Origin of the sequence: Atrimonas thermophila, from assembly GCF_045864955.1 — a bacterium.
Lineage (GTDB): Bacteria > Atribacterota > Atribacteria > Atribacterales > Thermatribacteraceae > Thermatribacter > Thermatribacter velox.
This window is the reverse complement of sequence record NZ_AP028803.1, coordinates 556,874-578,907: the sequence shown is the minus strand read 5'-3', so window position 1 is coordinate 578,907 and position 22,034 is coordinate 556,874. Positions and strand designations below refer to the sequence as shown.

Here is a 22,034-nt window from a genome sequence, read left to right as displayed (position 1 = left end):
TTCATTTCCTCCGCAAAACAAGATACAAACAGCCAGAAACCACAAAACTGGGAACCGAAGCACCCAGGGCTGGTAACTCATAAAGCAAAATTTCATACAGTAAAAGCCCTACTGCCCAGGAAATCACTCCCTGCCAGACCAGTGAGGGACATTTTTCGTAGAATTCAGCAACGTCAACATTCCGCTTTCGGTAAAGAAAATAGTCGAAAATGACCACCCCAAAAAGAGGCACAAAGACAGCACCGATTAAAAAAAGGAAACTCTCGTACCTATCCATGGGGAAAAAGAGCGCCAGCACAGTGCCTGCAACACCAAAAACCAGTGTAGCCAGACGCTCCCTCACCCGGGGCCGGATGTTTAAAAAAGAAACTGCAGCTGAGTAAATATCCAGAAAAGTGGTGGTAAAGGTAGAAAAAAGAACGATGTAAAACGCTATCAGACCAAAACCCAAAGCTAGCATAGCGGGTATGGGGTCGCTTTTTCCAGTTACCAGCGCCGAAGAAAGACCCAGGAAATACATCCAGGAACTCACGATGAAATACCCCCACCAGGTACCCCAGAAAGAGGAACGAGTGTCCCTGGCAAAGCGTGAATAATCAGCAACCAGGGGAAGCCAGGAAATGGGCATGGCAATAACCAAATCCAGGCCCGCACCAAAAGGAAGTTCGCCGTTTCCTTTTATCGCAAGGAGTTCCCCCCAGGAAATCTCCCGAAACACGCTGTAGGTCATAAAAAGACACAAAACACCCAAGGCTACCACTGCAACCCTCTGCATCCACTGCCAGAAGCGGCTACCCACCATCGCCCATAAGGTGCTCCCCAGACCAGCTATCACCATCCACAATTTCAGGTTGCTGTAGCCAAAAAGTGTACTGGTTATGACTTCGCACGACTGGGCACAGATGATGACCATCACCGCTGTCCAGCCCAGAAGCTGAATGATATTCAAAACCGAAGCCAAGTACGAACCCCACCTTCCAAATGCCAAACGCACTGAAACCATGGCTGGAATACCCAGGTCACTCCCCAGAACCCCTCCCAGAGCAAGCGGTGTATTGCCAATTACATGCCCCAGCAAAACCGCCCATAACCCGGCCCAGAAGCCAAGAGGGGCAAGCATGCCACCTGCCCAAACTTCGGAAATGGCAATTGCTGCTCCAGCCCAGAGCAAAAAGAAGTCGATACCCCGCAAGTTACGACTTTCTTTAGGGATGGGTTGCACACCGTTCAGCATTTTTTAACACTCCCTTCGTAGCATACATCAAGATTTACGACTTTGCGCAGGGACTTAACGAGTACGAGACCGATGATGCTTCCTGGGATACTGCTGGCCAAAAAAGCGGACTGGAAAAACACCCAGGTCCCAGCTTTGCCAATCAAAGGGGCAACAATCAACGCACTTAAAGTGGCCCCAATTGGCCCGGTGCCAATGGGTTCAGTAAGAGCGACCCAATCGTTCCTGAAAACTCGGTACATGAGGCCTACCACCAGCGCTCCTGGAATACCGCCCGGTATGGCGAAAATGGTGCCCGTGCCAATGGAAATGCGGATAATCCCGGCAAGAAAAGCCGCCAGTGCCCCATACCAGGGACCAAGAACAATTCCAGCCAGAACATTTACCGTATGCTGAAAAGGGAAGACCTTGGTAGGACCAACTGGAAAGTGAATACCAGAGACCAGCACTGCACAGCCGGCAAACAACCCGGTGTAAATTAACGAACGAAGATGCATAGAGCGCATTTCAACTTCCCTCCCCACAAACTGTGGCTCCATAAAAAAAGCCACCTGCCAGGAAGACAGGTGGCTTTTTACCTTGGTTTAGCCAACTCCCTCCGCTGGCATTAACCAGATCAGGTTCTAAGGGTCGAGAGCTTGCGCTCTCCTCTCAGCCCCGCATTATGGAGCTCCCCCGGCCTTAACCTCTATTCACTTTGCTTTTTATTATACATCACTTTTTAAATCCCGAACAGCACTTTGAGTTGCATCACCCAGTAAAAAGTAAAGCCAGCCTTACCCTTTAACCGCACCTGAGAGCAGCCCTCCAATGATATAGCGCTGAAACAGAAATGCAATCAAAATAGGAGGCAGGGCCGCAAGGATTCCCCCGGTGGACATCATCCCAAAATCGATAGAATGTCGCCCTGAAAACTCAGCGATGGCAACTGGCACAGTTTTGGCTTGAGGAGTGGAAGTTAAAATTAAAGCGATAAAAAACTCCTCCCAGGACATTAAAAACGCAAAGAGCAGCGTCGCCACAATGCCCGGCATGGAAAGCGGAAAGATGACTCGGAAAAGGGTTCCCAGATGAGAACACCCATCTATTTTGGCAGCATCTTCAAGATCTCTGGGTATGGTGTCAAAGTAAGTGCGCATCAGCCAGATAACAAAGGGAACCAGAATAGCTGAATAAACGAGAACCAATGCCTGACGGGTATCCAGCATTCGGTACCTGCTGAAAATCTGATACAGAGGAATAATCACCGCTATCGGAGGCAGCATATAGGAAAAAAGGAGCACAAAAAGGATTTTTTCTTTGCCTGGAAAGCGCAAACGTGAGAAAGCATAGGCAGCAAGAGAACCCAGAGCAACGCAGATCATGGTTACAAAAAGAGCCACAAAGAAGCTATTCCACATTATCCTGCGAAATTCGCTCTCTGGCCCCTGCGAAAAAAGTATTTTAACGTAGCGTTCCAGCGAAGGGCGCTCGGGAATCCAGCGCAGAGGCACCCGCAAAAGCTCCTGCAAATCGGCAATGCTGGATATAAAGAGCCACAGAGGTGGTGCAATAAGCACCAGAGCCAGCAACACCGCAAATATACCTATTATAAGAGAACGCACTTTCTTCTGCCTTTTAATCCCCATTTAGCCCACCTCAGTACTCTATTTGCCTACGCATGGTCCTTGTATACATAAGTGCTAAAAGTGCCACCACCAGGGTAATTATATAAGCCAGTGCGGCACCCCTTCCAAAGTGCAAGAACTTAAAAGCTTCCTGATAAGTGAGAAAAGAAATGACCTTGGTAGCGTTAGCAGGTCCTCCCTGGGTCATGATGTAAATAATGTCAAACACCCTGAAAGCGTCCAGGGTCCGCAAAACCAAAACCACCAGGAAGGTGGGAGTCAATAAAGGAATGAGTATGCGGAACACGTAAGACCTCCAGGTAGCCCCATCGACCACTGCCGCTTCATACAACTCTCGGGGTATAGTCTGAAGACCTGCAAGCAAAAGCAATGCAACCAGCGGCGTTACTTTCCAGACATCAGCGATAATGACGCAGTGCATGGCACTCCAGGGGTTGGTCAACCAGGGTCGATAGGAATCCAGAATACCCAGCTGGGTGAGCAAGGCGTTGAACGCACCATAGTTCGCATTGAAAATCCACTTCCACATGATAGCATCCACAGTTATCGGCAAAGCCCAGGGCAAAAGCAGAAGACTTCTCAGCATCCCTCTCCCTCTGAACTTTTCGTTTAAAAGCAGAGCAATCAGAAAACCAGCCACCATCTCCAGAGCAATAGAAACCACTGTAAAATAAGCAGTCCTGCCCATGGACTCCCAGAAGTAAGAACTCCTTAAAATCTCAAGGTAATTACGCAATCCTACAAAAGGAGTACCCATTGCCCGTCTGGTAAGGTCTATCTGAAAAAGGCTCATGTAAAAAGAAAGTGCCATGGGATAGAAAATAATAATACCTATGAAAACAAAAGCAGGAAGAATAAGTAACCAGGCAAAGTAAGCTTCCTTTCTTTGAAAGCTTCTCGCACTCTTCATCTATTTCTCCCCCTATAAGAACATAGGGCGGGGTATCCCGCCCTATGTTCTTAGTAGCGCTCCATAACCTCCTTAGCTCTGGACACTGCATCATCCATGGCCTGTTGCGGCGTCTTGGCTCCGGTAAGTGCTGCCTGCAATTCTTCGCTCATAATCAGAGAGAATTGCGAATACCAGGGAACCTGAGGACGGTCGAAAACATAGCGAATCTGTTCCTTGGCAACCTTGATGAGTTCAGGTTGCTGGGCGATGAGCTCTGGATCATCGTAGAGCGATTTCCAGATGGGAAGAGCGTTCTGGCTGTATTTTTTCTGTACTTCTTTGCTAGCAAGGTAGGTTATATACTTCCAGGCTTCGTCGGGATGTTTGCTGGTCTGCATAATACTCAAACCCATTCCCCCATTGCAGGTGGCACTTCTTCTTCCTTCAGGAAATCCTGGAATAAGTGTTAAAACAGCATTACCCGCAATCTGTGATTCCTGAGGATCGTTAGCCAGGTTGTACATGTAAGTCCAGTTAAGCCCAAAAGCAGCTTGACCCGAAGAAAACACCCTGCGCACTTCTTCATAGAAAGATTCAACACAGGCAGGGTTGAAGTAACCAGCCTTCATATTGTCAACCATGAATTCCAGAGCTTTGAGTGGAGCTCCCTGGTTCATAATCGGGTTACCATCTTCGTCAAAGAGTTTGCCACCCATACCAACTGCATATTGCAACCACTGAATAACCACTGCTTCACCCTGTCCCCAGGCATCGATGATAGGATAGGTAACGACTCCAGCCTCTTTTAGTTTCTTGGAAATGTCTATCACTTCAGGCCAGTAGGTGGGAGGGTTTGCCCCCACGTCCTCAAGCATTTTTTTGTTGTAAAAGAAGTACTCCCAGTCGTTCAGCCAGGGCATGCCATACAGTCTTCCTTTGTAGGTAACCGAAGAAAGCACTTCCGGGAAGATATCAGCACGATCTTCCTCTGAGAGCCGGTCGGTCACATCCAGAAGCCAGCCTGCTTCTGCAAATTCGGCAGGCCAGATGCAATCAAGAAGAATTACATCGTAGGTTCCTGCCCCGCTGGCCGCAGCAACCACAATTTTATCATGGAGTTCTTCATAAGCGACAAAAGAAAGATTTACTTCAATATCCGGGTTCTGTTTCAAAAACTCATCAGTCATAGCGCGAATATCGCTTTCCTGGTAACCTGCTTGTTTCATGAAAAGACCACTTATGGCAACTTTACCCATAGCTGGCACACTCAAAATAAACAGCGCACAGACTACCATAATTACCCATATGGCCAGTTTTTTCATTTTTCTCCCCCCTGAGTTGTTAATGGTTTTCGCCTACCCAAAACAAAAACAGCAAAGATTTTTTCAGGCTGTTCCTCACCTCCTCAATGCCTAAATTGTCCTCTCAGGACATATGTATCTCTACGTTATCGGCCACCCCACCAAGCATGGTATAGGTTCCTGGTAGGGTCTGCAGGATAGAAGCAGGAACCAGAGTGTTCACTCTTCCATGTGCAGCCAGACGGGCTATGAAGCGCTGCCAGCTCACTCCCCCACCAATGTAGCCATCCAGCCAGAAACTGCGGTCTTTAGCCTGCACAATCTGAGCAGGACCAATGGTGGCAGCCTTGGGTGGGACCCAGGACCAGTCACCACTGAAAGAATGTAAGGCATTCTGCATGATAGTCATGGGGTGCAGCTCCACGATGCGGGGTCCAGCCTGTTTGAAGGCTTCCAGGTCATCACCAAATTCAAAGCCAAGATGTGCCTCCCAGAAGGCAATGTGACCACACCAGCCCACACCACCATAGCAGCAATCTGCACCACCCAGGTCAGCAATCATTTTGGCGTAATCGTTCAGCACTTCTTTGGTTGGAAAATGGATGTTCTTCTCTGGAGGACGGAGTTTAGGGTCAATCTTTGAAAAGAAGCTGTCCCACATGGCCTTTTGGAAAGAACCTGGCCAGGTGGGAGGTGCAGTGTTCCCTTCTTCATCGGCATACTCATCCATGTTGAAGGTGTACACGTGGTCCATGGGGATGCGCAAGCGGTTAATCATCTCTGCAGCAATGGGGTACTGAGGCATGGGGCCAACTGGCAGGATGAGCACCAGCTTCTGGTTGTTCTCGCGGGCTTCTACAATGCGAGTAACCATATCCAAGGCGAACTGCAAATAGAAATCTTCCTTGTTCTCGATGATACGGATTTTGAAGTCAGGGTTGGGATGCTTGGTGATTTCTTCTTTAGTTATTTTTCTGACTCGCTCACACTCTTCACGATCTTGAAAAGGGATAAACTTAGCCAAAGAATAACGGAAAGTGGTCACACAAAAGCACCTCCTTAGTCATATTTAAATATTAACATATACTGGCACTATGGACGAATACATATTATTGGATGACCATTGACAATTCTTTGAAAAAACCGGCTCCGACCAGGTTCACAGCGAAATTTTGGCGGTCGGCTCAACACAGAAATTCAACATAATCAACAGGAAAACCCGTTTCATCAAAGCTACCCACGTACAGAAAAAACCTGGAAATCCTTCAGAGAAATTTTTAAAAGCAATATCCCATTCTCGATTTCGGAATTCCTAAAGACGCGGAAATCATTGACTGCAGTGCGGAAACCGATAGAACTGGAACCACCGTTATCGCCACCCTCACGGCCCCGGGGTTCCACCATGAAGAAGCGAAAAAGGCGTCAAATATGCTGATCCAGCCAGTTCCCTCCAACCGGAAAATCCAACGGAGAGGGTCCCGATTTCAAGAACCCTCCCCCAATTCGCACCTGGTGTAACGAAATGACTTCATAAAAGAAGGATGATGCTTTCCTGCCGAAAAGCCACATGAACTGTAGAAGGGCTCTCGCCAGGGAGAAAGGGCCCTGGGAAACGGTGGACCCGTATCCAGATTGCCGTGGCGTTCTCGAGGTTCGTCCGGGGAATGACCACCCGACCTCGACAGGTGTAACCCACTGGGTCATCCGGTGGCGAGACATTGGGAAGCACGACTTCCTTAGTTCCCACAATGAGTCCACCCATGTTACCCACAGGAGGAATACCATAGGAAAGGAAGAAACGGGCATCAACACCTGGAGGCCCATCCACCCGGTCAGTGGCCAGGACCTCGAGTTCCAGAGTGAGGTCCTCCGTTCCTGGGGGTATTGCCTCAAACACCCACTCGGCAACGCTTTCAAGGGAGGGGTCTCGCAACCAGTACCAGCCATTGATAAGGTCACCGTTTGAAAAGAATTGATCTGCGGTTTTCCCAACTGGCTCAATACCGGAACATCCAACCCCAGTAAGCATTGCGCAGAGGCTCACGAGAGTCACCAGCAAGAAAACACTTTTTCTCATCTTTCCCCCCTCCTTTTTGGCTCTTTTCTTATTATATCAACCAGCCAGCACAGAAGAAAGAAGGTGTTTAAGTTCACATCATGTGGAGCACTTAACCAGTCCAGTTAATATTTATAAATATCTCCAGGTTCCTCTACTCAAGCTCCAGGGTAACCTTTTCTTGTTATCTACTTTTTCTGTTCACCTCCTCAGGTGAAACCGCATGGTTTCCAGCTCAACTTCATCTTCTCTTTGCAGACTTCTTCAAATTCACCATAAAACTCACTTCCCCATCCACCTGGATGACTTTTACTGGAAAGGGACTGTACCCAAGCAACTCTTTCAGGAAGTTCTTAGCCAGAGAAGAGGTAGCTTCTTGAGTGCAAAGTGGAAAAGGCAAAATGAGGAACCACACACCTGGTAGCGAACTGGTAGTAACTTCTTCCAGGAAGAGGACGGATATTCAGGGCACAGGATGGAGGAGTTCTTCGGGCTGTTAAGGCTTTAAACCCCTGGGTTTTCTCAGAGTTTTTGAATTCTTTCTACAAGCTTCAAGGACCATTGGGGTTTGCGCACCTTCCTGAGTTTTCGGAATAAATCTTCCAGGTTCTTCAGGTTCTGGGATTGAATTTCTTCTTCCATCGATAGTAAGTATTTCTGGCTATTCTGTATCTTCTGTAGGTGACAGATACTGAGTGCTTTTTTGGAAAAACCCAGGGCTTGAACTTCTAAGCGCAGCTTTGCTTTCTTACTCAGACCATGAAGACGCGCAGGTTCAGTGAGTGAGGCACAGAGTGAATCAGGATTGCAAATCTATGTGAACTCGGACAGTCATCAATGATAGAACGAAACGTGCAATTACCTGGCTTTACTCCCAGCGAAAGAAGTGCCAGGCAAGGAGAAAAGAAGCAAGAAGCCAGCCCAGAAGAACCAGAAAGTCCATCCTCAAACCAAACTGGGTGGGAATACCCACTGCAATGGACCGCAAGGCATCACCCAGATAGCTCAAAGGTAAAAGGCGCACCACAAAGCGGATGGGCTCAGGCATGACTTCAGGGGAGAAGAAAATGCCTGACAAAAACATCATGGGGAACTGAACCATCTGGATAATCCCCTCAGCACTCTCCAGGGTTTTGGTGAAGGAAACAAGGAAATATCCCAAACTCACAAAGGTAGCTGAACCGAAGACCACCCACAAAAAGAGGAATGCCAGCGAACCCGAAAAATGTACCCCAAAAAACAACCAACCCGAAGCAATGATCACACCGGTTTGCAGGAAGGCAATAAGCACTCTCATGCTTATCTCGCTCCACAGCAAAAGCTCCCTGCGCAGAGGCAAGGCAGCAAGGTAACGAATAATTTTCTTCTCCCGGAGACTGACGAAATCAAGCGAACCGAAGAGACCAAGCTGCATAAGAGCCATGGCCAGCACTCTGGGTAAGAAATACTCAATTTGTCTGAACCGGGTAACGTCCAGAGTTCGCACCTCCACCGAAAAGTCCGGAGAATAACCGCGCATCCTCAGCTCTCTATCCAGTACAAAACTGCGTATAATTTCGGAAACCAGCTGGGCTTTCTCCACTCCCTGGCTGGCAGCAAAAACGAGCAGTTTATCTTTTTGGAAATCCAGAACTACGTCCACTTTGCCTTCATGAAGCAACTCATCGATAGCTCCTGCTTGCACTTCCAAAGGCTGTACCCCTTTTATGCCCCGCAAGTGTGAAAAGACTCCTTCTCCATATACAAACCGCTCACGCCCTACCACGCCAACTTTTAGCGACCAGGAATCACCGAAACCACCAAAAATAATCCCAAACAAAAACACAAAAAGCACCGGAAAAGCCAGAAACCAGAAAATTGACATTCTATCGCGAATCACGTTTTTGAAATGCGCACTTAGAAGCAGGAAAAATATTTTCACTCTCTGATTCGCCTCCCGGCGAGCTTTAGAAAAACGTCTTCGAGGGTAGCTTCACGCACCACAACGTTGTCCAGTGCCAGGCTCTTTTTTTCGGCAAAACTACTCATGGCTACGAAGGTCCTGGTCAAATCCCGTGTGTAGAGCGTAATTTTTTCATCGTCGTCACTGACCCGGTTCACTCCCGGTAAACTGGAAAGCAGGGCAACATCGCCTACCATCAGGCGAGGAATTTCAATCGCTTTTTCTTGAAAATGTTCGGCAATAAGGTCCCGGGGACGTCCCAAGGCAATAATCTCACCATGGTCCATTATGGCCACCCGGTCACAGAGCTTTTCTGCTTCATCAAGATAATGGGTAGTCAAAAAAACGGTTTTGCCATGCTTGCGAAGGGAAAGAATAATTTCCCACAGATTTCTCCTTGACTGGGGATCCAGGCCAGAAGTTGGCTCGTCAAGGAAAATCACCTCACCATCGCCAATCAAAGCCAGACCAACCGAAAGGCGTTTTAGCTGGCCACCACTTAGTTTTTCAACCAGGGAGCGTGCTTTCTCGGAAAGCCCTACCATATCCAGAATTTCCCACTCCGACAATCTTTTCGTGTAAAAAGCGCCGAAAAGCTGGAGGGTCTCAAGGACAGTGAGCCGGGGAAAGAGGTTAACCACCTGGAGCTGGACGCCTATGCGAGACTTAACCAGAAAATAACTCTCTCGAGGGTCCATACCCAAAAGCAGCACTTGTCCCTCGTCACGCTGAATGAGACCAACGATTGCTTCCACTGTGGTAGTCTTACCTGCTCCATTAGGACCAAGCAGCCCAAAAACTTCACCCTTGTTAACCGTGAAACTTATTCCGCGAACTGCTTTTACTTTACCATAGGACTTTTTAAGACCTTCAACGACCAGGACCTCAAAATTTTCCATATATCTTCCTCCCGAAAAACCACACACCAAAAAGCTCTCCAGAATCTGCTTCAAGCGGCAAAATTGCCTCTCAAAGAAGCAGAAGCTGGCTTCGTAAGGGAGCGTTCCCATTATAAGCTCCTCAAGGAGAAAAATCCAATCCAAAATAAAAAACTGCAGAAAATTAAGGACCCTTGTATAAGCCGAATGGAAACCTCAAAGCCAGAAATAATGAATTATGACTAATCCGTCCTGGGTACAGAAGGCAAATAGCCTTCTAAAATACATTCTTTCTCTCTTTGAGAAACCAGCCATTCCAGCAAAAAAGCGATCAAGAAAACGCCTAAAAAGGACATGGCATAACGAGAAAGGGCAAAGCGATAGCCCAGGCTCTGAATCTCAAAGAGAAACATGGGTATTTTCATGGTTGACCAGGCACCAAGAAATATCCAAACATTGCGCAAGCTGGTTCCTTTGCGCAGTAATACTTCAGCAACCGGAAAAGCAGCATATAGAGGACCAGCCGTAAAAATTCCCAGGGCAAGGCACAAAAACATGCCCAGAAAACCAGAACGCTCTCCTAACCTCTTCACGACTTTCTCCCTGGGAACCCAGACATCAAAAAGTCCCACCATAAGGAAGATTGGCGGAATCACACCCAGCATAAAAAGGGTATTTTTAAAGGTCAGGTGGAAAATTGCTTTTCCGCTTGCCGGTTGCACAAAGAGAATCACCAACGATACACCTAGCATAATCAAAGCGCCCCGATACTCTCTAAATCGATTCTTCATCGCCTGTCACCATCCCTTCACCGCTATCCAGACCACGTATCCAACCAGAAAAGAATAGAAGTAAGCCAGAAGGTTTCGCCACAGCGTTGCCTGAAACTTGAAATACCGTGCTTCAAGAGGTGCAGTGACCACCCCCACCATCATGAGCGTGGAAATAAAGACTGCCATCTGCGCCACCCCTGCTCCCTGGTCAAGAAGCATCTTAGCCATAGGAAAAGCTACAAAACCCGGGATGAGTGTTATGGCACCAACCAGGGAAGCGATCAGATAACCAGGAAAACCGCTTTGCTCTCCCAGAAAAGCGGCTATGCTCCGCTCAGGCAGAAAAACGATTACCAGAGAAATGAGAAAAATCACCGTCAAAAAAGGAGGTAAAATACCAGAAAAGCTCTTCCAGGCTTTCTTCAGAGCAAGGATAGTCCTGGCCCTGTCTTTTTTAAAAGAAACCAGCAACCAACCTAAAGCCACACCGTAGAGAACCAGAGTCGAAACATCCACTTTCATTTTGTTTGCCCCTCTTCAAGTTCCCGGTAGTGAACAAGAAAACTTTGAAGTCGAGGAATCTGAGTCTCGATGTACTGTGCCCAGGAACAGAGAATAACCCTGCCCTCTTCAGTTAACGCATACACTCTCTTGGCCGGGCCAGGTCCTTCAGTCACCCATTCTGACTGAACGAAACCGTCTTCCTCTAAACGGCGCAGAGTCCTGTAAACCAGTCCAGGGTCCAGGTTCTCCCCCTCGAACCACAGCTTTTGTAACTCTTCAATCAACTCATAGCCGTGGGCTTTGCGGCGAGCCAGCAAAAGCAGAAGACAGGGCTGCAAAAACCTGCCCATTCTGAAACCTGGACATTCACAGTGTTCGTGATGGTGACTTCTGCACATCATAAAACCTCCTTATATGAATTATTCATATAGATGAGTAAATTATAATATGCTATTTACCTACTCTCAATATGTACCCAGAGATTTTTTTAAATCAACCCTTAAAATCACGTTTCTGGCTATTCCAATTTAAGTATTTTGGTATTATAATACCTAAATGAGGTGAGCGCTATGAGAAGAAAAATTGTTCAGATAGACCAGGAAAAATGCAACGGTTGCGGAAAATGCGTTACTGCCTGTGTAGAAGGAGCTATTCAGCTTGTGAACGGCAAAGCCCAGCTGGTCAACGAAAACCACTGCGACGGCTTGGGTGCCTGCATCGGGGAATGCCCTCAAGGAGCAATACGCCCGATTGAAAAGGAAGTTGTTCCTTCCAAAGAAAAAGAGAATAACCTCTCTTGCCCTGCTTTTAGCTTTTCACAGAAAAAACCTGACTGGCCTCTGCAGCTTGCTTTGATTGCACCGTTTGCCTCTTTTCCCCAAAAAACTAAACTGCGCATAGCTGCCGATTGCTGCGCTTTCGAAAATCCAGTGTTTTTTGCACAAAACGAACCAGCAACGAGAACCGTAATTGCCTGCCCCAAGCTTGACCAGCGAGGAGAAGAATACCTGGAAAAACTGAAAAACATCCTGCACAACAACCCTCAGATTAAAGAAGTAGAAGTGGTCTACATGGAAGTTCCCTGCTGCCGAGGGCTTCTCTACCTCGTTCAGGAAGCTCTGAATGCAAGTGGTCGAGAAATACAGCTTACCACGAAAGTGGTGAGAATTGGAGAAAATAACTAAGAGCGAGGCAACTAAAAGGGGCCAGTCCGCATTGCCGGCCCCCCTTAAGCTTACGTTAACTGCGTTCCATAAAACTCATCGCATCCTCAAAAAATGGCGCTCCTTCCATGGGCCCTTTGCGGGTTACCGCCAGAGCACCCACCGCGTTGGCAAAACGAGCACATTTTTCCAGATCAAACCCGCGCAGCATGCCCACCAAAAAAGCGGCATCGAAGCAGTCACCAGCCCCCGTGGGGTCAACCTCGTCCACCTTGAAAGCCGGAACCTCAAAGCTCCTTCCTTTCATGTAAACAGTACTGCCCTTATCTCCTCTTTTCAAGACCACGTACTCTACTCCGCTTTCCACCAAGAAACGGCAGGCTTCATCGGGAGTAGTTTTACCGGTCAGCATCATCGCCTCTTCACCGCTTGGAAAAACAAACGAAGCTGCTTCAACCACTGGGCGACAGATGTCGCGCACCTTATCCACGCCCAGTATCTCCGGGCGCAGGTTGGGGTCCAGGCTTATCTTTACTCCCCGCTCGCGGGCCAGAGAAACAGCCCTATAGATGGCCTTCCTCCAGACCTCATTCATGGAAAGAGCCGAACCGTTAATATGAAGAAAAGAAACTCCCTCAAAGTAATCTTCTTTGATGCGCTCTTCCTCTATAACTCCGCTTGCCGCGTTGCCAATGTGGTAGATAAACTTTCGAGAGCCATCTTTAAAATAGGCCACAAAAGCCACACCAGTGGTAAGATGTGGGTCGATGTAGCAGTAACGAAGGTCCACGCCGTCTTTTTCCAGGCGGTCAAAAATCACCTTACCAAAATCGTCATTGCCCACCGTCCCTATAAAACCAACTTTGGCTCCAAGGCGGGCAGCGCAATCAGCAAAGATAGCTGGCGCACCGCTTGGAAAAGGCCCAACGAAAAAATCCGGCCGGTCAAAACCCACTCCCACTTCCTGACGCATAATCTCCACTAAAGCTTCACCTAAGGAAATAATTTCTGGCACCATTTTTCCCTCCATTCTATTTTTGGGGTGAAACAGCATAAAAATAATCCTCAAGGGTCATGCCAATCCAGTCTTTTACCAGGTTTTCAGGGTCTTTACTCAGTAAACCGTCACGAACCTTGCGATATTGAAGTGGAAAAAACTGACTGAGCAGAGCAAGGGGCAGTTCCACAGAGCGCAGATTGGAAAACAAACGCTTCAGCGCTTCTTGCACCTCTGGATAAGCCCAGTAGTAGCGTACCCGATCAAAGAAACTATATTTCATCGCAAAACGCAACCGCTCTTCACCACCCTGATAGTACTTTTCCCAGTACTTGGGATGCTTGAGCATAATTTGTTCCAAGACTTCAAAAAGCTGAGAAGGTTGCCAATCTTTATAAAGAGGTAAGAGTTCTTTCTCCATATTAGCCAGCATAAAAATAGCTTCCCGAGCGGAAAAAGTAAGAGCTGGGCCAACTTTCAAAATGGCAATTCCATCTTCCACCATCTCCCGGAGTGCCCGAGGGGGTTGATAGTCCGTAGAGTGACCTTCAAAACATAGGTCGGGATACCTGGTAAGAGCCCGGCTCAACTCTTGAGCCTTTTCTCTGGAATAAACAAAAACTCGGGAATCGTCAAACTCTACCCCTGGCTGTACCACCACTGCAATAACTCTTTCCCAGGCTTCAGCAAGGCCTTTTTGCAGAAAAGCCTCTCGGGTTGCTTCCACTGTCTGGCGAAAGTGAGCAGGTGAAGTAACCTCAGGAGGACCCTCCAGCTCAAAAGAACCTCCTGGCATGGGCACCTCACTGCCAATAACGTACCAGGGTTTTTTCCCACTTCCTTTCTCCCAAAACGCCCTCTCGGCAGCTTCGGCAAGAGTTGCTGTGCGCTCGGCAACTATCTCTATATCCAGGGGTTCACCAGGAGTTCTCCGATCACCACCAAGGTACATGCTGGCATCCAGATGAATTTTGGTAAAGCCTGCTCTCACATATTCTTCAACCATCTGGCAACCGAGAGCCATTGCTTCTTCAGATGGTCGCTCTCTAAAGGGATTGGGACCTAAGTGATCGCCGCCCAGGATAATATTCTCAAGCGGGAAATTTACCTTTTGAGCCAGGCGATACACAAAATCCCTGAAATTTCGAGGCTCCATGCCGGTGTAACCACCGAATTGGTTCACCTGATTGGAAGTGGATTCAATCAAAGCCGGCAAATTCGCCTTTCGGGAAAACTCAAGAGTAGCCTCAATAACCTGAGGATGAGCGCTGCACACCGAACAAATACCAACCTTCTTTCCCTTTTTGCGTAGCTCAATCATGGATTTAAAAAACTCTGCACCAGCCAATCCCTGCTCCCTCCTCATCTGAGAAATGGACTTCTTCAGATGCTGTTATCTTTCCCTAATTATAGCGGAAAACAAAAACCCAGGAGAGCACTTTCTTTGAGGAGGGAGCCTGGGATAAATTATGCTCTCCTGAGTTTATTTTTGATTATATTTAGCAAAAACTAAATTGGTTCCCGCTAAAAGGTAAAATAATTTTTAAGAGGTGGGTGAGAAGATGAAGGCACTGATAATATACTTTTCCGTGCATCACGGTAACACAGAAAAAATAGCCCGAGCCATTGCTGAAACCCTGAAAGCAGAGCTGAAAACTCCTGATGAGGTAACTCCCCAGGAGCTTCTCCAGTATGACCTTCTCGGCTTTGGTTCCGGGATTTTCTTTGGCAAGCACCACCGCAAAATTGTAGATTTCATTCAGAAACTCCCTCAAGTTCAGGGGAAAAATGCCCTGGTCTTTTCAACCAGTGGAATGGGCAGAAAAAGCTTCAACCAGCACCTTTCAAAGCTCCTTGAAGAAAAAGGTTTCAATGTTGTGGGCAGCTTTACCTGTCGAGGATACGACACCTATGGACCTCTTAAGTTAATCGGAGGTATCAACAGAGGAAGACCCAACCAGGATGACCTTGAAAAAGCTAAAAGATTCGCCCGGGAAATTGCGGAAAAAATAAAAAGTTCTTAGAAGAATTTCGGTTTTCCCAAAGCCAATTCAAGATAAGCTTTCCGGCTGGGCACCAGGAACTTCAGAAGGCCTAAAGCAGCCTTCTGAAGTCTTCATCTTCACTTTCCTCAAGCTTTTCAAGTACCTTTCTCACTTCCTGGTGTCTTTCGCGAGGCATCACAAAGATGACGTCTTCGTCCTCAACGATCACCAGGTCACAGGTTCCCAGGGTAACCACAGGTTTTTTGGAGAAAACCGCACAACCCCTGCTATCAATGGGCAAATGTTTGCTAAAAGTCAGGTTGCCATTTTTGTCTTTTTCAAGCAACTCAGCAAGTGCTGCCCAGGAACCAACATCGCTCCAGCCAAAGTCAGCGGGTATGACCACAGCCCGTTGCGTTTTTTCCATAACCCCATAGTCAATGGAAATGCTCTTCAGGCGAGAAAATACCTCTCTTTTAACGTTCTCTTCTTCAGGGGTACCCAGATAGCGAGCAATTTCCTGCAAACCTTCCCAGAGGTCTGGCATGTGTTGCTTTATCTCATCAAGTATCACCCTGCTTTTCCAGACAAACATGCCGCTATTCCAGAGGTAAGTCCCCTCTGCCACAAATTGCCGAGCAGTCTCTAAGTCGGGTTTTTCGGTAAACCGAAGGACTTTATAAGCCTTGAAGCCACCTTTCGCCCTGTACTCTCCATCAAAGTGAATGTAGCCGTAACCGGTATGGGGATGAGAAGGTTTTATCCCCAAGGTGACCAGTTTATCCTCCTCAGCCAGCTCAAAGGCAAATTGCACCACCCGACGAAACTCTTCCTCTTTTTCAACCAGGTGATCTGCCGGGAGCACCACCATCACTTCTTCAGGGTTCTCTTGCGCAAGGTACAGCGCAGAAAGACCAATGCAGGGAGCAGTGTTTCTCCCCATAGGTTCAACAAAAATGTTTTTTTCAAGGAGATGGGGGACCTCTCTACGAATCTCAGGAATATACTCTTTGGGTGTCACCACACATACGTTTCCTATACCGACCAACGGTGCAATACGCTCAACAGTGAGCTGGAAAAAAGTTTTCTCAAAAAAACGTGCAAATTGCTTGGGTCGGGACTTACGGCTGAGTGGCCAGAGTCTTTCTCCTTTCCCTCCCGCCATGATGAGTGCTTTGGGCACCACCATCACCTCCTTTGACTATATTTTACCAAAGAATCGGAAAGAAACAAGCCCGGAGCGCTTTTCAGAAAGAGCATCCCGTGCTACACTTTTTGTCTAAGCGGCAAAGAAGGTGAAACGAGTGGGTTTAGTTTTTGCCTTTTTTCATTTCACAGTGGATTTTTTCAGTTCCTTTCTGCAGGCTTTGAGTCCCTACCTGATAGAGGTTTACCGGCTCACTCCCAGGCAGGTAGCCATGTTTGTAGCCGCCACTTCTTTGCTTTCCTCACTGAGTCAGCTCCTCTTTGCGCAGACCCTGCAGAAATTTCCCAACCAAAAACTGCTTTTGCTGGTAGCGCTCTCCACTCTTACCCTGGCACCAGTGCTTTTTGCCCTGCATATTTCCCTCGCTCTAAGTGTTCTTTCCTTTCTACTCATATTTATCGCTAACGCTCTCTTCCATCCTCTGGGAACCTCCTGGGCGGGTACTAACAACCGCCAGAGCGGAGTTGCTTTTTTCATATCTGGAGGTATAACGGGAGGAGCTGTGGGTCCGGTTTTTATAACCTGGTTGATTTCTACTTTGGGTTCTTTTGCGCTCATCCCCTTTAGCCTTGCAGTTTGGCTGGCAACCCTGATTTTATTTGCCAGCCTTGCCAAAAGGCAAAAGCACCTTCAGATACCCACTTCTCAGGAAGGGTTTAACCTGAAATATTTCCGCCTGCTTTTCCCCATATGGCTTATGGTGGGATTACGTACCCTCTTCATGTCAGGACTGCATACCTTTACCCCCATTTGGGTGTCCAATTTGGGTTTTAAGCTGGTGGTGGGAGGAAGCCTCCTTTCGGGAGGAGTGGTACTGGGCATCCTAAGTAACCTTACCGGCAACTACTTGCGCCACAAAATTGGTAACTGGTGGGTGAACTGGGTATCGTTTTTAGGAATGGGCGCTTTTATTCTGCTCTTTGCAACGACCAGAAACCCGCTGCTCATTTTCGCTTTTTATTTCTTGGCTGATGCCTTTGGCTTTTTAAGCATGAGCAGTAATGTCCAGGAAGCCCATCACCTGCTCCCCGATCATCTGCCCCTGGCTTCATCGGTATCCATGGGTTTTGCCTGGTCTTTTGGATACCTGCTACACCTGGGTTACTCTTCGATATTCGGGAACAATCCCCAGTTCGTTCTTTACAGTATGGGTGTTGCTTCCATTGTTTTTGCGGTAATCATCCCCATATTCAGAAAATTCTTTGGAAAATGTAGCAACCATGTTCAGGTCTCACAATCTTGAAATCATAACTTTTGCCCTGATCGGCTTTGTAAGCTCGTTCAACTTTGCAACGAACTCAACCCTTTTTTCTCTCTTTGCGCAAAAACTGAATTTTTCGCCCCAGCAAACCGGGATATTGCTGGGTACTCTCACCGCAGGCTCCATGGTCGGAGCACCGTTTCTGGGCAAGCTGGTTGACCGCACTGGAAAGAGAAAGCTCATTCTGACACTTGGAATGCTGGGACAGGGCATGCTTATTCTTCTAACCCCTCTCACCGGGAGCTTCTGGTTGCTCACCTTAATGCGTTTCTTGCTTGGTATCTCGATAGTGGTTCAGGCACCGGTCCTCAACGAACTGATAGTCAATCTGGAAGACTCTCAGCTCAGGGAGCGCTCGCTCACCTTTCTGAGTATTGCAAGGAGCATCGGTTTTTCAGTGGGCTGCATGGTAAGCGGTATGCTAATGGATTTCAGCGTTGCTTGGAATTTCTACTTTTCGGCACTCCTTGCCCTGGGCATTACCATTCCAGCCGTCAAATTTATCAAGAAAGCGGATATGATTCACCCTTCCTCTAAAGAAGGAGTCACTGGCTTAAAATGGCTCTTTGAAAAAAGAATCCTTGCTCATTATCTATCAGCCATGCTACGGGCCACAGCCGTTATGGGGGTTCTCTTTTTCTTGCCCCTTTTCTGGCAGAACGCTAACCAGAGCGCCACTTCAAGCGGTACCATCATCGGGCTGGCCAACTTCTTTCAGATAATCTTTTTCCCCATAGCCAGCCTTACTTGTTCTCGTTTCCCAGAACGATCGTTTTCGATAGCTCTTCTGGGCTACAGCACGAGCATTGTTCCCTTTTACGTTTTCCCTTTTTTAAAGGGGTGGGCAGTACTTCTGCCCCAGATTACAATGAGTATGAGCTTTGTCTTTTTCTACATCGGTGCCATCTTTTCCATTCGGGAACTGGTACCCAGACCACACCAAACTGAGGCCATGGGCTGGCTGGAAACTTTTATCAATCTAGGCGGGACTGTGGGTCCAGTAGTCTTTGCGAATTTGCTGGCCCTCAATGGAAACGATTTTCCCACAACCATTCTGTCTTTTTCCATCGTGCCCATTCTGGCTATGGCTCTTTTCATCTGCGCCAGACCAACCAGAAAAACCAATTAAACTCCCCCGTCCAAAGTGGTATAATAATTTGTAAAAAAGGGAGATCAATCAACTTTGTTAAAGAACAAAAGTCTTCTTTTTACGTGCATCCATCTTCACAAACTAAAAGAAGACAATGACTGCCGGATACACGATGTGGACTCGTCAATTGAAAGGATATTTTCTTTACCGGGCGACGCATTAAAAGGTCGCACGCTGGGTGACCTGATTGTTAGCCCTCCATTCAACCAACTTTTCAGTTCTCTTTTCTGGGAAAAAGTGAGACAACACACCCCTTGTGGTGCCTTTGACTGGTTTTTTGATCCTCCAGGCCGTTTATTCCGGGTATTCGTGAGCCAACATCAAAATGAGCTGTGCCTCCTGCTCGGTGAGGTGCCTTCGGAACCTGAAACTAACATTTTCTTCCATTCTCTAATCGATCAGAACACCCTCTACATTTTCTACCGTTACCGCCTCCTTCCCCAACCTGGTTTTGAATACGTGAGCCCCTCGGCAACCACCATAACTGGCTATACTCCTGAAGAACACTACCACAACCCTGAACTGGGTCTCCAAATTGTCCACCCTGAGGACCGGCACGTACTGGAAGCATTAAGTCAGCAAGGAAAAGGATTTGGAAAGCCCTTGATCTTACGTTGGCGACGTAAAGACGGAAAAGTCTTCTGGACCGAGCAGTTGAATATTCCTGTCTACGACGAGGAAGGAAAGCTGATAGCTATAGAAGGTATCGCCAGGGACATTACCACTTACAAAAAGAACCAAGAAGAACTACTTCAGAAAAGCCGGGAATTTGAGTGGCTCCTGAAAAGCATGATCAATGCCTTCGTCATTCACGAACCAATATTTAACCAAGAAGGCCGCCTGGTAGACTTTCGAGTCGTCTATGTTAACGAAGCATACGAAAAAATGCTGGGATTGAAGTTTGCAGAAATACAGGGAAAAACCGCCCGTGAACTCTGGCCGGGAATGGAGGAGGAATGGTTTAAAAGGCACGAGAAAACAGTCCTCACTGGAATACCCCAGTCTTTTGAGCTCTATCACTCCCCAACTGGCAGATACTTTCGCTGCCACATTTACCGACCCTGGGATACACCGGAACGTTACTGCGTGGTCTTTGACGACATAACCGAGCGCAAGCTGGCTGAGCAACGTGAAGCGTATCTTAAAAGAATGCTCCTGGCCATTCGCAACGTGAACCAGCTCATCACTCAGGAAGACGATCCGCACTGGCTGATTAAAAAAGCTTGCTGCCGGCTGGTGGAAACCATGAGCATGCAGAGTACCCTGATAGCACTCCTTGACAAAAACCAGGAAATTATTGATTTTGCCTTTTGTGATGCTCGAAAAAAGCGGAAAAGACTGCACAAAAGAACCGTACAAGAATGGATGTCAGGACATGTAGACTTTCTCCTTGCTCAAAAGAGTACTTTGATTGTGAACCCTGTCCTGGGCGTGGGAGAAACCAAACTTCTTGGCGCGGAAAAAAACCATTCGCTCATCGCAGGCAAAATTGCTTTCAAAAACCGGGTATACGGGATTCTGCTGACTGCGGTACCCACAGCGTATGCCCAGGATGAAGAACTGCTGGACCTTCTCAACGAACTTTTGAGTGACCTGGGCTTTGCCATGCACAAAATAGAAAACCAGAAAGCCCTGCAAGAAGTGCAAAGGCAATACCAGCTTCTCGCTGATAACATGCCGGGCATTGTGTATCTTTGCCTCAACGACGAAGCCTGGACTATGGTGTACCTCAACGACCACATTGAAAAAATTACTGGTTACCCCAAAGAAGAATTTCTGAGCGGAAGATTGACCTACGCTGAGCTATGCCATCCCGAAGACCTGGAGCCACTCCGAAAGATCATCAACGAAGCCCTGAAAGAACACAGACCTTTTCACGCCATATACAGATTGCGCACCCGCCAGGGCGAATACCGCTTTGTGGAAGAATTTGGAGCCGGAATCTGGGAAAAAGGAGAACTACTTTACCTTGAAGGATTCATTCAAGACATTACCGAACGGCGACAATACGAAGAGAGAATTCACTACCTTTCCTTCCACGATTCCCTGACCGGTCTTTATAACCGCACTTTCCTGGAAGAAGAGATAAAACGTCTGGAAGAAAAGCGGGAATTTCCTCTGGGTGTTCTGCTTTTTGACATCAACGGTCTAAAACTCATTAACGATGCCCTGGGCCAGCGAGAAGGAAACCGTATGTTGCAGAACCTTGCCCAAATCCTGCGCAAAACCTGTCCCCAAGAAGCACTGGTTGGGCGCTGGGGCGGAGATGAATTCATGATTCTTTTACCCCGCACCCGGGAAGAAAAACTATTAGAATTAGCCCAGCAAATCAGCCTACGCTGCAATCAAGAAAGTCAGGAAAAAATGCCCCTCAGTGTAAGCTACGGCTGGTCGATAAAAACCAGTCTTGAACAACCCCTGAACCGGGTTATTAATCAGGCTGTAGAGCGGATGCACCGCCGAAAGCTGACCGAAAACCGCAGCGCTCGCTCGGCAATAATTGCTTCTTTAGAACAATCGCTTCGGGAAACCACCCAGGAAACACAGAAACACGCCAACCGCATGGCTCGCCTGGCATCTCAAATAGGCCGGAAACTGGGGCTTAAAGAAGACGAACTGACCAATCTGGAACTCCTCGCTCGTCTGCACGATCTGGGCAAAATTGCCATACCTCCTCACATCCTTAACAAACCCGGACCTCTCACGCCTGAGGAGTGGGAAATGGTCAAAAAACACCCCGAAATTGGCTACCGCATCGTTCAGTCTTCACCTGACCTTTTGCCCGTTGCCGAGGCCATTCTGGCTCATCATGAGCGCTGGGATGGTACAGGCTACCCTCGGGGGCTAAAAGATAAGCAAATTCCGCTCCTGGCACGCATACTGGCAGTGGTAGATGCCTATGATGTGATGATTCAGGGACGCCCTTATAAAAAAGCCATGCAACAGGAAGAGGCTATCCAGGAGCTCAAAAGGTGTTCTGGCACTCAATTCGACCCCCAGGTGGTTGAGGTTTTGGTGGAGATTCTCAAAGGAAATTCCAGCCAGGGAGATTAAGAAGAAATA

At 47.7% G+C, this 22,034-nt stretch carries 21 protein-coding genes and 1 riboswitch; of the genes, 5 read left to right on the top strand and 16 right to left on the bottom strand.

Translation table 11 applies throughout. The annotated features are described in order from the left end of the window. Window position 1: 1 nt before the first annotated feature. From cytX to ACKTT1_RS03035, 13 genes are all read right to left on the bottom strand, one after another. Window positions 2–1,234, bottom strand: coding sequence for a putative hydroxymethylpyrimidine transporter CytX (gene cytX / locus ACKTT1_RS03095; RefSeq protein ID WP_412710155.1), 1,233 nt, complete (start codon window positions 1,232–1,234; stop codon window positions 2–4). Further along, on the bottom strand, window positions 1,228–1,773 hold the full coding sequence (gene thiW / locus ACKTT1_RS03090; protein WP_412710154.1) for an energy coupling factor transporter S component ThiW: 546 nt from the start codon (window positions 1,771–1,773) through the stop codon (window positions 1,228–1,230). The genes cytX and thiW overlap by 7 nt, the downstream gene beginning before the upstream one ends. 35 nt (window positions 1,774–1,808) lie before the next feature. Then, a riboswitch (TPP riboswitch) is annotated at window positions 1,809–1,921 on the bottom strand. Window positions 1,922–2,010: 89 nt separating this feature from the next. Beyond that, the gene (locus ACKTT1_RS03085; protein ID WP_412710153.1) at window positions 2,011–2,862 is read right to left on the bottom strand and encodes a carbohydrate ABC transporter permease; all 852 of its coding nucleotides are present in this window, start codon (window positions 2,860–2,862) and stop codon (window positions 2,011–2,013) included. 10 nt (window positions 2,863–2,872) lie between these two features. Then, window positions 2,873–3,772: a carbohydrate ABC transporter permease gene (locus tag ACKTT1_RS03080; protein WP_412710152.1), complete on the bottom strand. Its 900-nt coding sequence runs from the start codon at window positions 3,770–3,772 to the stop codon at window positions 2,873–2,875. Window positions 3,773–3,822: 50 nt separating this feature from the next. Next, on the bottom strand, window positions 3,823–5,076 hold the full coding sequence (locus ACKTT1_RS03075) for an extracellular solute-binding protein (RefSeq protein WP_412710151.1): 1,254 nt from the start codon (window positions 5,074–5,076) through the stop codon (window positions 3,823–3,825). Window positions 5,077–5,179: 103 nt separating this feature from the next. Next, window positions 5,180–6,100 carry a 6-phosphogluconolactonase gene (locus tag ACKTT1_RS03070; RefSeq protein WP_412710150.1) on the bottom strand — a complete coding sequence of 307 codons (921 nt, stop codon included), beginning with the start codon at window positions 6,098–6,100 and terminating at the stop codon, window positions 5,180–5,182. 483 nt (window positions 6,101–6,583) lie between these two features. Beyond that, window positions 6,584–7,132 carry a hypothetical protein gene (locus tag ACKTT1_RS03065; RefSeq protein ID WP_412710149.1) on the bottom strand — a complete coding sequence of 183 codons (549 nt, stop codon included), beginning with the start codon at window positions 7,130–7,132 and terminating at the stop codon, window positions 6,584–6,586. Window positions 7,133–7,352: 220 nt separating this feature from the next. Then, window positions 7,353–7,511, bottom strand: a complete 159-nt coding sequence (locus ACKTT1_RS03060) for a hypothetical protein (RefSeq protein ID WP_412710148.1) — start codon at window positions 7,509–7,511, stop codon at window positions 7,353–7,355. 468 nt (window positions 7,512–7,979) lie between these two features. Then, the gene (locus ACKTT1_RS03055; protein ID WP_412710147.1) at window positions 7,980–9,032 is read right to left on the bottom strand and encodes an ABC transporter permease; all 1,053 of its coding nucleotides are present in this window, start codon (window positions 9,030–9,032) and stop codon (window positions 7,980–7,982) included. Next, a complete protein-coding gene (locus tag ACKTT1_RS03050; protein WP_412710146.1) occupies window positions 9,029–9,952 on the bottom strand; it encodes an ABC transporter ATP-binding protein in 924 nt (307 codons plus the stop codon). Before ACKTT1_RS03050 ends, ACKTT1_RS03055 begins: the two co-directional genes overlap by 4 nt. 221 nt (window positions 9,953–10,173) lie before the next feature. After that, complete coding sequence (locus ACKTT1_RS03045; RefSeq protein WP_412710145.1) at window positions 10,174–10,722, bottom strand: permease; 549 nt, start codon at window positions 10,720–10,722, stop codon at window positions 10,174–10,176. A gap of 6 nt (window positions 10,723–10,728) precedes the next feature. Next, window positions 10,729–11,226 carry a permease gene (locus ACKTT1_RS03040; protein WP_412710144.1) on the bottom strand — a complete coding sequence of 166 codons (498 nt, stop codon included), beginning with the start codon at window positions 11,224–11,226 and terminating at the stop codon, window positions 10,729–10,731. Next, complete coding sequence (locus tag ACKTT1_RS03035; protein ID WP_412710143.1) at window positions 11,223–11,606, bottom strand: PadR family transcriptional regulator; 384 nt, start codon at window positions 11,604–11,606, stop codon at window positions 11,223–11,225. The genes ACKTT1_RS03040 and ACKTT1_RS03035 overlap by 4 nt, the downstream gene beginning before the upstream one ends. Window positions 11,607–11,777: 171 nt before the next feature. Here ACKTT1_RS03035 and ACKTT1_RS03030 point away from each other — a divergent pair, with 171 nt between their 5' ends. After that, complete coding sequence (locus ACKTT1_RS03030; RefSeq protein WP_412710142.1) at window positions 11,778–12,392, top strand: ATP-binding protein; 615 nt, start codon at window positions 11,778–11,780, stop codon at window positions 12,390–12,392. 55 nt (window positions 12,393–12,447) lie between these two features. Here ACKTT1_RS03030 and ACKTT1_RS03025 read toward each other — a convergent pair whose 3' ends face one another. Continuing rightward, window positions 12,448–13,401, bottom strand: coding sequence for a carbohydrate kinase family protein (locus ACKTT1_RS03025; protein ID WP_412710141.1), 954 nt, complete (start codon window positions 13,399–13,401; stop codon window positions 12,448–12,450). 1 nt (window position 13,402) lies between these two features. Continuing rightward, on the bottom strand, window positions 13,403–14,689 hold the full coding sequence (locus ACKTT1_RS03020) for a class II D-tagatose-bisphosphate aldolase non-catalytic subunit (RefSeq protein ID WP_412710542.1): 1,287 nt from the start codon (window positions 14,687–14,689) through the stop codon (window positions 13,403–13,405). A gap of 241 nt (window positions 14,690–14,930) precedes the next feature. On the opposite strand from ACKTT1_RS03020, the gene ACKTT1_RS03015 reads away from it, so the two are divergent. Further along, window positions 14,931–15,392, top strand: coding sequence for a flavodoxin family protein (locus tag ACKTT1_RS03015; RefSeq protein ID WP_412710140.1), 462 nt, complete (start codon window positions 14,931–14,933; stop codon window positions 15,390–15,392). A gap of 70 nt (window positions 15,393–15,462) precedes the next feature. On the opposite strand, the gene ACKTT1_RS03010 is transcribed toward ACKTT1_RS03015, so the two are convergent. Then, window positions 15,463–16,536: a mannose-1-phosphate guanylyltransferase gene (locus tag ACKTT1_RS03010; RefSeq protein ID WP_412710139.1), complete on the bottom strand. Its 1,074-nt coding sequence runs from the start codon at window positions 16,534–16,536 to the stop codon at window positions 15,463–15,465. A gap of 121 nt (window positions 16,537–16,657) precedes the next feature. On the opposite strand from ACKTT1_RS03010, the gene ACKTT1_RS03005 reads away from it, so the two are divergent. Genes ACKTT1_RS03005 through ACKTT1_RS02995 form a run of 3 tightly spaced genes read left to right on the top strand, consistent with a single transcriptional unit; the run spans window position 16,658 to window position 22,025 of the window. Next, on the top strand, window positions 16,658–17,803 hold the full coding sequence (locus ACKTT1_RS03005) for an MFS transporter (RefSeq protein WP_412710138.1): 1,146 nt from the start codon (window positions 16,658–16,660) through the stop codon (window positions 17,801–17,803). Next, on the top strand, window positions 17,781–18,950 hold the full coding sequence (locus ACKTT1_RS03000) for an MFS transporter (RefSeq protein ID WP_412710137.1): 1,170 nt from the start codon (window positions 17,781–17,783) through the stop codon (window positions 18,948–18,950). Before ACKTT1_RS03005 ends, ACKTT1_RS03000 begins: the two co-directional genes overlap by 23 nt. A 54-nt stretch (window positions 18,951–19,004) precedes the next feature. Continuing rightward, window positions 19,005–22,025, top strand: a complete 3,021-nt coding sequence (locus tag ACKTT1_RS02995) for an HD domain-containing phosphohydrolase (protein WP_412710136.1) — start codon at window positions 19,005–19,007, stop codon at window positions 22,023–22,025. Window positions 22,026–22,034 lie beyond the last annotated feature (9 nt).

Bases quoted from the DNA above. Each gene is read 5' to 3' on its own strand.
- ACKTT1_RS03065 (WP_412710149.1), bottom strand. From the start codon at position 7,132: ATGAGAAAAAGTGTTTTCTTGCTGGTGACTCTCGTGAGCCTCTGCGCA.
- cytX (WP_412710155.1), bottom strand. From the start codon at position 1,234: ATGCTGAACGGTGTGCAACCCATCCCTAAAGAAAGTCGTAACTTGCGG.
- ACKTT1_RS03080 (WP_412710152.1), bottom strand. From the start codon at position 3,772: ATGAAGAGTGCGAGAAGCTTTCAAAGAAAGGAAGCTTACTTTGCCTGG.
- ACKTT1_RS03000 (WP_412710137.1), top strand. From the start codon at position 17,781: ATGTTCAGGTCTCACAATCTTGAAATCATAACTTTTGCCCTGATCGGC.
- ACKTT1_RS03015 (WP_412710140.1), top strand. From the start codon at position 14,931: ATGAAGGCACTGATAATATACTTTTCCGTGCATCACGGTAACACAGAA.
- ACKTT1_RS03045 (WP_412710145.1), bottom strand. From the start codon at position 10,722: ATGAAGAATCGATTTAGAGAGTATCGGGGCGCTTTGATTATGCTAGGT.
- ACKTT1_RS03075 (WP_412710151.1), bottom strand. From the start codon at position 5,076: ATGAAAAAACTGGCCATATGGGTAATTATGGTAGTCTGTGCGCTGTTT.
- ACKTT1_RS03025 (WP_412710141.1), bottom strand. From the start codon at position 13,401: ATGGAGGGAAAAATGGTGCCAGAAATTATTTCCTTAGGTGAAGCTTTA.
- ACKTT1_RS03085 (WP_412710153.1), bottom strand. From the start codon at position 2,862: ATGGGGATTAAAAGGCAGAAGAAAGTGCGTTCTCTTATAATAGGTATA.
- ACKTT1_RS03030 (WP_412710142.1), top strand. From the start codon at position 11,778: ATGAGAAGAAAAATTGTTCAGATAGACCAGGAAAAATGCAACGGTTGC.
- ACKTT1_RS03050 (WP_412710146.1), bottom strand. From the start codon at position 9,952: ATGGAAAATTTTGAGGTCCTGGTCGTTGAAGGTCTTAAAAAGTCCTAT.
- ACKTT1_RS03020 (WP_412710542.1), bottom strand. From the start codon at position 14,689: ATGATTGAGCTACGCAAAAAGGGAAAGAAGGTTGGTATTTGTTCGGTG.
- thiW (WP_412710154.1), bottom strand. From the start codon at position 1,773: ATGGAGCCACAGTTTGTGGGGAGGGAAGTTGAAATGCGCTCTATGCAT.
- ACKTT1_RS03035 (WP_412710143.1), bottom strand. From the start codon at position 11,606: ATGTGCAGAAGTCACCATCACGAACACTGTGAATGTCCAGGTTTCAGA.
- ACKTT1_RS03040 (WP_412710144.1), bottom strand. From the start codon at position 11,226: ATGAAAGTGGATGTTTCGACTCTGGTTCTCTACGGTGTGGCTTTAGGT.